The organism is Massilia horti, from assembly GCF_004614195.1.
Lineage (GTDB): Bacteria > Pseudomonadota > Gammaproteobacteria > Burkholderiales > Burkholderiaceae_D > Telluria > Telluria horti.
Genome location: NZ_SPUM01000119.1, coordinates 1 through 9,444 on the forward strand (window position 1 = coordinate 1; position 9,444 = coordinate 9,444).

The following is a 9,444-nucleotide window of genomic DNA, read 5'->3' on the forward strand; positions in this document are numbered from 1 at the left end:
TGCGCAGCAAAGCTGCACACCCTACGCCTTTCTCCCCGCTAATCCGTGAAGAACCAAAAAATTTTGCTGTCGTCGGCGGAAAATTTTCTCTTGGCCGTCTCTCCTTATGCGGCAATCGCAGAACCGCATAAAAGCATGTCGGTAGGGATCACCACAATTTCAGTCGGAGACAATAGTGAAATCAAATTCGGCCATTCCTCAGCTTAAAATCACGAGCCGCGCCGTATCGCTTGCGCTGGCGTCGCTGATGGCCAGCAACGCTGTGCTGGCCCAGGAAAGCCAGCCACCACAAAATCCAGCAACGACCGAGGCAACCGACGGGAAGGGTGACGTCGTCAAGGTCGAGATCGTCGGCACGCGGCTTTCCCAGCAGTCATCCATCGAGCGCAAGAAGAATGCGGCTACCGCGATCGACTCGATCGTGGCCGAGGATGTCGGCTCGCTCCCGGACCGCAACATCGGCGAGGCGATTTCACGAATGGCCGGCATCGCGCTCGATCGCGGCGACTACGGTGAGGGCATCAACGTCAGTGTGCGCGGCAACGGCCCAGAGCTGACGCGTGTGGAGCTGGACGGCCAGTCCGTGCAATCGGCCGGCGGCAGCGACATGAATGGCGGCGGTGACGGCCGCGCCACCGAATTTCGTCAGCTGTCGGCTGACCTGATCAAGAGCGTCGATGTGATCAAAGGCCAGACAGCCGACATGAGCGAAGGCTCGCTCGGCGGCGGAATTCGCATCGAGACCCGCAACGGCCTGGACTTCAAGAAACCGTTCGTCTCGGTGCGCGCATCCGGTACCCAGAGTAGCCTGAACAAGAATTGGACACCTGACCTCAATATCATCTTGTCGAAGAAGTTCCTCGATGATCGGCTGGGCGTCCTGCTCAATGCGGGTTCTCAGAAACTGGACAATGAGTCGCATCAGTTCCAGACTGCCGCCAACGGCAAGGACGGCTACGCGCGGTTCATCGACATCGACGGCTCGCCGGAAAAGACATTCATTTACCAGCCAGGGACGCTGGACATGACCAACCCGGCGTCGACCACGCCGGTCAATACCTACAGCGCGAACGGCAAGGATATTTACGTTGGCCCGACACCCCTCGAGCTGCTCACCAAGTCGGCCAACGCGCAGACCAAGCAGGATTGCTTTGATGCTTTCCCGCAGCTGACCACCAGCTCGTCGTCCCTGTCCGGATTGAGCAGCACCAACAAGACCAACGCGGTCAATTCGCGCCGGGGCGAACTGCTCACGTGCCTGAACCAGTGGAACGACTATTCGCCGGGCCTGCTCCGGTACTTCGTCAAGCGCCAGATCGATGAGCGCAAGAACCTCGATTTGCGCACCGATTTCAAGGTGAACCGAGAGCTGAGCGTCTATGCGAAGGGCGCGATCAGCCGGCGCAAGGTCGACGACAACTACTCGACCTTCAACCTCGGCCAGGTTGGCATCAATGGCACGCTCGCCGATGGCAGCAACAGCTATACCGACGTAAACAACGTGCGCACCGCGAAGCCCAATTCCGGCTGGTACACCTTGCCGAATACGTATGTGGCGGCGAGCACTGGCGCGGTCAAAGGCTCAACCGTGAACTTCGACCCGGCCACGGCGGTGGTGGACTCGACCCACCACCTGATCCAGTTTTCGCCGACCACGGGCACGGCAGGCACGGACGTTATCCGCAATCTGATGGAGACCAACACCAAGTACCTGCAGCTGGGCGGCAAGTACAAGGCGGATGGGCTGACAACGGAATTCCAGGTTGGTGATTCCGCATCGGACTTCCGCCGCTCCAATATGCGCATGTCCTTGAGCTACGATTACGGCCCGGCGACTGTGTCCCTGGGCCCGAACGGCACCTGGGGCTATACCTTCGCCAATCCGCCTGTCCTCGACAACGCGGCACTTTATGTCCAGCCTACCCAGGGTACCGGCAAGAACCCGACGGTTTCCAGGGACCGCACCATCTCGTGGCAGTCCCCGAAAATGAGCGAAACCTCGGAACGCATGGCCAAGGTCGACCTGACCTACGCCCTGAAGGACAAGATTCCGTTCTTCAAGCGCTTAAAGAGCGGTTTCAACCTGAACCGCAAAGGTGTAGCGTCCTGGGGCGACGGCGGCTACACGGTCAGCGACGCAGTGGGTACCGCCGGCACGCCGGGCTATATCCCGGCAATCACGGTGCCGGGCACCGCCATCAAGGATACGATCCGCGGCTGCCAGGACACTGCCGCTTCCGCTGGCACCAGCACTGCCTGCCAGTATGGCTTCATTCCCAACGCCAGCCCGTCGCTGGCGGGAACCTATGTTGTGCCGATGCAGCAATTCCAGGACGCGCTTGCCGCGGTGCTGACCCAGCCGGCAACCGCGACCAGGCTGTTCCAGGGTGCCTCAGGCCGTCCGGACAACATGATCGACAACTTCAGGCAGATCGATGTGCTCCAGCTGGTCAATGCGTTTGGGCTGCCCAACTATAACTATGACTGCACCAAGGAATGCAAAGGCAGCGACGGCAAAATCTACCAGCAACCCATCACCCGGGTCCGCGAGCGTAACGAGGCGCTCTATGTGATGGCCGACTTCGGCCTGGATCGCATCCCGTTCACCGATCGCGCGCTCCCGTTCGGCTGGGAGCTCGAGGGCAACCTGGGCTACCGCTACTCGCGTACCACCGTGCGCGGAACGGGCAACATGACCTTCAAGACGATCAGGAAGACGGCTTCGTACGATCCGAACAAGCCGGATGCGGCCGGGGGCACGGTCACCAACCAGACCACCAAGAACACCGATCTTACCGCGGTCAACCACGTCTTCTTGCCGAGCTATAACCTGGCGCTGTGGGTCGTGCCCGACCAGGTCGTGATGCGCTACAGCGCGGCGAAGAGCGCATCCCGTCCGCCGGTAACGAGGCTGCTGGCGGCCGGATCCTGTACCTATGACGAACGTGACCTGAACTCGGTCACGGGCGAGGAGGAGGAGAACATGACCTGCAGCACGGTCGGCAATCCCAACCTCAAGGGGCAGAGCAATTTCAACCAGAACCTGAGCGTGGAGTGGTATCCGAACAAGGACACGATGTTCTCGGCCGCCGTCTACAAGCAAGAGGGCAAGGTTGGTGGGTACAAGACCGAAAAGCTGTTCGGCGTGCCGGTCTTCGCCGGTACGAATGAAGTCGATCCGATCACCGGCAACTCGCTGGCCGATGTGCTGTTCGACTACAACACCTATGTCAACGGCCCGGTAGCGGACCGCACGGGCATCGAGCTGGCCACCAAGACGGCATTCACCTTCCTGCCGTGGAAGCTGCGCAACACCGGCTTCGATGCCAACCTGACCAGGCAGCGCTCGCGGCTCGAGCATCCGATCATGGATCCGATCAGCGGCCAGGCGATGCCGCCGGTCGGTGAGCCCAGGTATTCGTTCAACTGGGCGCTCTGGTATGACGACGGCAAGCTGAATGCACGGGTTGCCGTGCAAACCGTGGGCCCGATCTTCCGCGGCCTCGCGCCCCAGGGCGACAGCGGCACCGGCCTGAATACCTATCCGATCTTCGGCTTCGCCAACAGCAGCACCCTGCCTTGGAATCCGGGTTCGCCGAACTGGAGGGACAGGCGCAGCTTCATCGACGGCAAGATCTCGTACAAGTGGAACCGGAACGTTGATTTCTTCATCGAGGGACGCAACCTGACCAACACCACGCAGACGGACTCCATCGGTTCCGCGCCGTATGCCGACGGGACGCCCAACCTCCAGAACTACGCTTACGCTGGCCGCCGCATCACGATCGGTATGAGCTACCGCAACCTGTAATCGCGCTGTCGAGTAGCGTGGGCGGGTTTCCCGCCCACCCTACAAATGCGATGCGAATTAGCTTGTCTCCATTTTGAGACGATCTGGAAACGGGTCGTCTTTTTTTTAGCGGAAAAACTCCCTTAGCTCGTCATTCATTCAGGGGGCGATGACGTCACCGACTGCTGTCCACTTACATAAGGAGGAGTCAATGTTGCGGATGACTTGGAGAAGTGTTGCAGGTAGCTCAGCAATTCTGCTGGGACTGGTCGCCTGTGGAGGCGAAACGACGAACGAGGCACAGTCAACGAAACTGTTGGCGAGCACCACCGCCGTGGCCGCCACGCCGGCGTTCGGCGTGACCGATTCGGGCGGCATCCTGACCGTGTCCAGTGGGGCCGGCCTGGTGTTCAAGGTGGGTGCGGGCGGCTCGATCACCTCGATCACCTATAACGGCGGGCCCGAGCTGCAAGACCAGACCAAAGGCTCGCACATCAACTCCGGCATTGGCGCGGCCGTCTCCTACACCAACGACGGCTCGGTCATCAAGATCACCTTGACGACGGCGTCGCTGGTCCACTACCTGTTGGTCAAGCAGAACGACAATACGATCTACATGGGCACCTACGTCACCGCCGAGCCCACGGTTGGAGAGCTGCGCTGGATCACGCGCTTGAAAGGCACCGAGTTCACCAGCGTCCCGGTGGAATCGAATAACGCCGGCAGCACCGGCGACATCGAAAGCTCCGATGTGAAGGGGCATGCGGACGGCACCACCACCTCCAAGTATTACGGCAATCAGCGCGCGAAGGACCTGACGATCCGCGGCGTGACGGGTTCTGGCGTAGGCGCGTTCATGGTCTACGGTAACCGCGAGACCAGCTCCGGCGGACCGTTCTATCGGGACATCCAGAACCAGAGCGGCGGCGGCGTCGAGGTCTACAACTACATGAACTCCGGCCACGCCCAGACCGAAGCCTGGCGCACCGGCTTCTTCGGGCCGTATGCGCTGATCTTCAATGATGGCAGCACCGCGCCGGCGATTCCCGACATGAGCTGGATGGGCGACTACTGTCTGTCCGGCTGGGTCGGCGCCTCCGGCAGAGGCCAGGTGTCCGGCACCGGCCTGTCTGGCATGGACCCCAACTACAGCTACACCGTGGGCTTTGCCAACACGACCGCGCAGTACTGGGCCGATGTTTCTCCCACTGGCGGCTTTAGCGCGGCCGGGATGAAAGCCGGCACCTATTCGATGACTGTCTACAAGAACGAGCTCGCCGTCTACACCGAGCAGGTGACCGTCGACGCCGGGGCGACGACGACAATGAATAACCGGAGCATTACCGGCGATCCTTCCACCGCAAGTGCCCTGTGGCGCATCGGCGACTGGGACGGGACGCCACTCGAGTTCCTGAACGGCACGAGCTTCAACGTACGCCACCCCTCTGACGTGCGCAACGCCTCGTGGGCTGTAACGGGCTTTAACGTTGGGGATCCGGTCAATACGTTCCCGGCCGCCCTGTGGCAGAACACGGTCGGCAATAACCCGCTGACCGTGACGTTCAACTTGACCGCAGCGCAGGTCGCCAGCCACACGGTCCGCATCGGTATCACGACCGCTAACGCCGGCGGCAGGCCGAAGATCGTCGTCAATGGCTGGACCTCGTCCATCCCGGCGGCATCTTCGCAGCCGAGCTCGCGCACGCTGACTGTCGGCACCTATCGTGGCAACAACAAGATGTTCACCTACTCGGTACCGGCAAGTGCGTTTGTCGCGGGCACCAATACCATGACCATCTACGTCTCGTCCGGATCGTCCGGCACCGCATTCCTCAGTCCGTCCTACTCGTTCGACGCGCTCGATATGCTGTAAGCGCCGCCAGGCCGCCGGCCCTTGCCGGCGGCCAAGCAGTATCATGTTCCAACCATGCTCAAGAAGATAAGAAAATGAAACGTTTTGCCTTGCTTCCCCTGGCGGCCCTGTTGTCGTCCGCCTTCCTTTCCAGCACCGCCTTGTCTGCGCCGGCGGAAATGTACCCGGTGCGGGCGAAAGGGTTCACCCAATCGTTGAACGGGAAGTGGTCGTTCAAGTACATCCCGGCGCTGCAGGCCGGCGCCGACGAAGGCTTCTACTCGCCGCAGTATGACGTGTCAGCCTGGAAGAGCATACCCGTGCCCGCGAACTGGGAATTGCAAGGTTTCGCCGAGCCCAAGTACGACCTCGCGCTGCAGGATGGCCTGGGACTATACCGTCGCCCGTTCCGCATTCCGGGGAACTGGCAGGGACGTAAGATCTACCTGCGCTTCGACGGCGTGGCGTTTGGTTTCGATTTCTGGATCAATGGTCAGAAGGCCGGCGCATCATCCGCCAGCGCGTTCAATGCGCACACCTTCGATGTTACCGACCTGCTGCGTGCGAACGGCGACAATATGCTCGCGGTGAAGGTCACGACCAAGCCGAAGGGGTATGAATTCGACGTTAATGACGACTGGTCGCTGTCGGGCATCTTCCGCGACGTGACGCTGTTCTCGGTGCCGGTCACGCATGTGCAAGACCTGACCACCAGCACCACGCTGAAGGACGACGGCAGCGCCGAACTGTCGGTCGCCATGAAGGTGAGCGGAATGGGTGCGGAGGTGCACGGCAAACTGCTGGCGCCGGACGGTCGCGTGGTTAATGAATTCGCTCTGCGCCCGGGTGACAGCGGCGCACATGCGGCCGTGGTTCGGGTCGCGCATCCGAAACTGTGGACGGCGGAAACCCCTGCGCTGTATCGCCTGCAGCTCACGCTGTCAGCCAACGGACGTGAACTGCAGAGCATCGACCAGCGCATTGGCCTGCGCGAAGTGCGCATCGTCGGCGGTGTGCTCCAACTCAACGGCCGGCCGATCAAGCTGCGCGGCGTGAACCATCACGATCTTGCGCCGGGAACCGGGCGCGTCGTCACTGAGGCCCAGGTGCGTCAGGATCTGGCGCTGATGAAAAAGGCCAACATCAACTACGTGCGCACCTCGCACTACCCCCCAAGCGAGCGCTTCATCGAACTTTGCGATGAACTCGGCTTTTACGTGGTGGACGAGGTCGCGATCGGAAAGGGCGAAGAACATCAGGCGAAGCGCGACTACCGCGACACGATCCTGGCGCGCGTCGAGCCCACCATCATTCGCGACAAGAATCATCCATCCGTCATCATCTGGAGCATCGGCAACGAGAATCCGATCACCGAGGCCGAACTGGAGGCCGGCCGCCTGGCCAAGCAACTCGATCCGTCGCGCCCGATCACCATTCCCAAGGTCGGCAGCTATTTCGCCAAAAACTACCAGCGCATTCCCGAGTACGTGGATATTTATGCGCCACACTACCCGACCAATTCCACCGTCCGGGACTATGCCAAAAAGCTCGATCGCCCAGTGATCTTCACCGAGTATGCCCACGCCCTCGGGCTCGCAGCGGACCGCATCCAGGAGCAGTGGGAGTTGATCCAGGCGCATCCCGGATTCGCCGGGGGATCGATCTGGCATTTCCAGGACCAGGGCCTGCTGCGCACAAGTAGCGAACCGGTGGACCGTACCAAGCCCACCCGTGCAGTGTGGCTCGACCCGGTGCGCTATTACGACATGAATGGGCTGGATGGCATGGACGGAATCGTCTACTCCGACCGTACGCCGCAAGCCGATTACTGGGAGGTCCGCAAGGTTTATTCACCGTTGCAGATCGCAGAGCGTAATGTCAGCGTGAAGCCGGGCGCAGGGCAGGTCACGCTGACGGTGGAAAACCGCTACGACTTTCGCGCGCTGGCCGGAATGCACCTGGAGTGGGCGGTGCAGCGCAATGGCGCCGATCTTCAGAAGGGCAAGCTAGCCTTGAGCGCCGCTTCGCGCGAGCGGGAGACTGTGCGCATTCCGGTGAATGTTCCGCTTGATGCCGGCGCTGATGTCCTCGCTTTGAAGTTACGCTGTGTCGACGAAAAAGGCGAGGAGATTATTGACCGGGTGGTGCGGCTGGACCTGCAGGACGCCGACCGCACGGGCTGGCTCGCCAAGCTGCCGGCGGCGGGGCAGGCGAGTGTGTCGGAGGATGCGAACGAGGTGCGCATCGCGTCGGAGCGCTGGGTGCTCACGGTGGCGCGCGCTTCGGGTGCCCTGTCGATCCGCGATCACGCGGGACGGGTTGTCGTCGCCGGGATCTATCCCCACAGCGGCCGCAGGCCTACCGAGGCCGAGGCGCTGGGCACGAAGACCACCGGCCTCTGGAACATGTCCACATTGACGACCCTGGAGACACCAAGCGTCAAGGTGGAGCAGGAGGGTGGCAAGGTGCGCCTGTCCGTATCGGGACGCTATCCGCGTCCGGACGCGCCGGAACAGGCGTTCGTCGGCGGCTACCAGGTCGAGCTGGAACCAGGCGGGGCGCTCGCCATCAGCTACGATTTCACGGCGACCGACGCCAAGGGCGCGCTGTCGGAGGCGGGATTGTCCGTCGTTGCGCCTGCGGGGCTGACGGAGTTCCGCTGGATCGGGCAGGGGCCTTACGCGGGCTATCCGGGCAAGGACAAATTGAACGAGTTCGGCCTGTTCCATCTGAACCGTGATGACCTGCGTTTCCAGGGGAACCGGCGGGAGACCGAACTGGCGCTATTAACGAGCGCGGCGGGCAATGGACTGCTGCTTGCCATGCCGGCCGGGGACGTGGCCGTCGAGCGCGCCGGCGAGCAGACGCTCTTGTCCCACAATGCGCTGATCGGCGGGCTGGGCAATAAGGGAACGCGCCCCGAAACCACGATTGCGCTGAACGGCGAGCTGCGGATCGCGGGTAAGTTCACCTTGTTGCCGCTCGATTCGGCATGGCCGGGTGCGCTCACGCGGTGGTTCGGAAAGTTGGGGACGGCCAAGGACGTGTTCCGTCCGTTCTACCACAGTTACGACCAGTAATACCACGTCGCCCCCGCGAAGAAGGCGGGAGCCCATACCGTGCGCGCGTAGCATGCGGCCTATGGCGGGAACGACGGAGCAGAGGCGTAGGGTGCGCACCTGTGCGCACGCGGTCACGGCATGCTGACTTGCGGCCGCTGCTTCATTACGCAACGTTCGCGAACCGCGTGCGCACTGGTGCGCACCCTACGGCCTGCCTCGGCCGAGTTGTGCAAGCGAACGCTTGCTGGTTTTCGTAGGCACGGCATACTGACATGCGGGCTTCGCTGCACCACGTCGCCCCGCGAAGGCGGGGGCCCAGACTGAGCCGGCGTAGCTGCGGCGCCGGCAGCATGATCAGTTTGGCGTGATGGAGATTCTATCGAGCACCACGCCGGCATCCACAGCGTAGATGTGCAGCACCCGCTTGCCCGGCTTGTCGATCGTCAGGATGGTGCTGGCGATGCGCTTGGCATTGAGCACGCCTTGCGCCCACTCGGTACCGCCATCCTTGACCGCCATCGACACGATCTGCGGAGCGCCACCGTCGAGTCCTACAGCAAAACGCAGTTCACCGCCCGACAAGGCATGGGTGGGAAGCAGCGCCACGTCCACGCGATACTGACCAGGCTTGTCGAGTGTGACGTCATAATCGAGCCTCGGCGCATCCGTGGCCAGGCGGTCTTGCTTGTACGAAGGCACGGTCGTCGGGAAGATCGCCATGGAACCAGGTCCGGTGTGGC

3 protein-coding genes and 1 pseudogene are annotated in these 9,444 nt (G+C 62.0%); 3 read left to right on the forward strand and 1 reads right to left on the reverse strand.

The genetic code is table 11. The features are described from left to right. The first annotated feature begins 175 nt into the window (after positions 1-175). From E4O92_RS17990 to E4O92_RS18000, 3 genes are all read left to right on the forward strand, one after another. A complete protein-coding gene (locus E4O92_RS17990; protein ID WP_229483495.1) occupies positions 176-3,811 on the forward strand; it encodes a TonB-dependent receptor in 3,636 nt (1,211 codons plus the stop codon). Positions 3,812-4,106: 295 nt separating this feature from the next. After that, positions 4,107-5,663 carry a rhamnogalacturonan lyase B N-terminal domain-containing protein gene (locus E4O92_RS17995; RefSeq protein WP_229483497.1) on the forward strand — a complete coding sequence of 519 codons (1,557 nt, stop codon included), beginning with the start codon at positions 4,107-4,109 and terminating at the stop codon, positions 5,661-5,663. A gap of 74 nt (positions 5,664-5,737) precedes the next feature. Continuing rightward, positions 5,738-8,722: a glycoside hydrolase family 2 TIM barrel-domain containing protein gene (locus tag E4O92_RS18000; protein WP_135191033.1), complete on the forward strand. Its 2,985-nt coding sequence runs from the start codon at positions 5,738-5,740 to the stop codon at positions 8,720-8,722. 336 nt (positions 8,723-9,058) lie between these two features. Here E4O92_RS18000 and E4O92_RS18005 read toward each other — a convergent pair. After that, positions 9,059-9,444, reverse strand: a pseudogene (locus E4O92_RS18005) (hypothetical protein); the annotation flags it as partial.

Bases quoted from the DNA above. Each gene is read 5' to 3' on its own strand.
- E4O92_RS18000 (WP_135191033.1), top strand. From the start codon at position 5,738: ATGAAACGTTTTGCCTTGCTTCCCCTGGCGGCCCTGTTGTCGTCCGCC.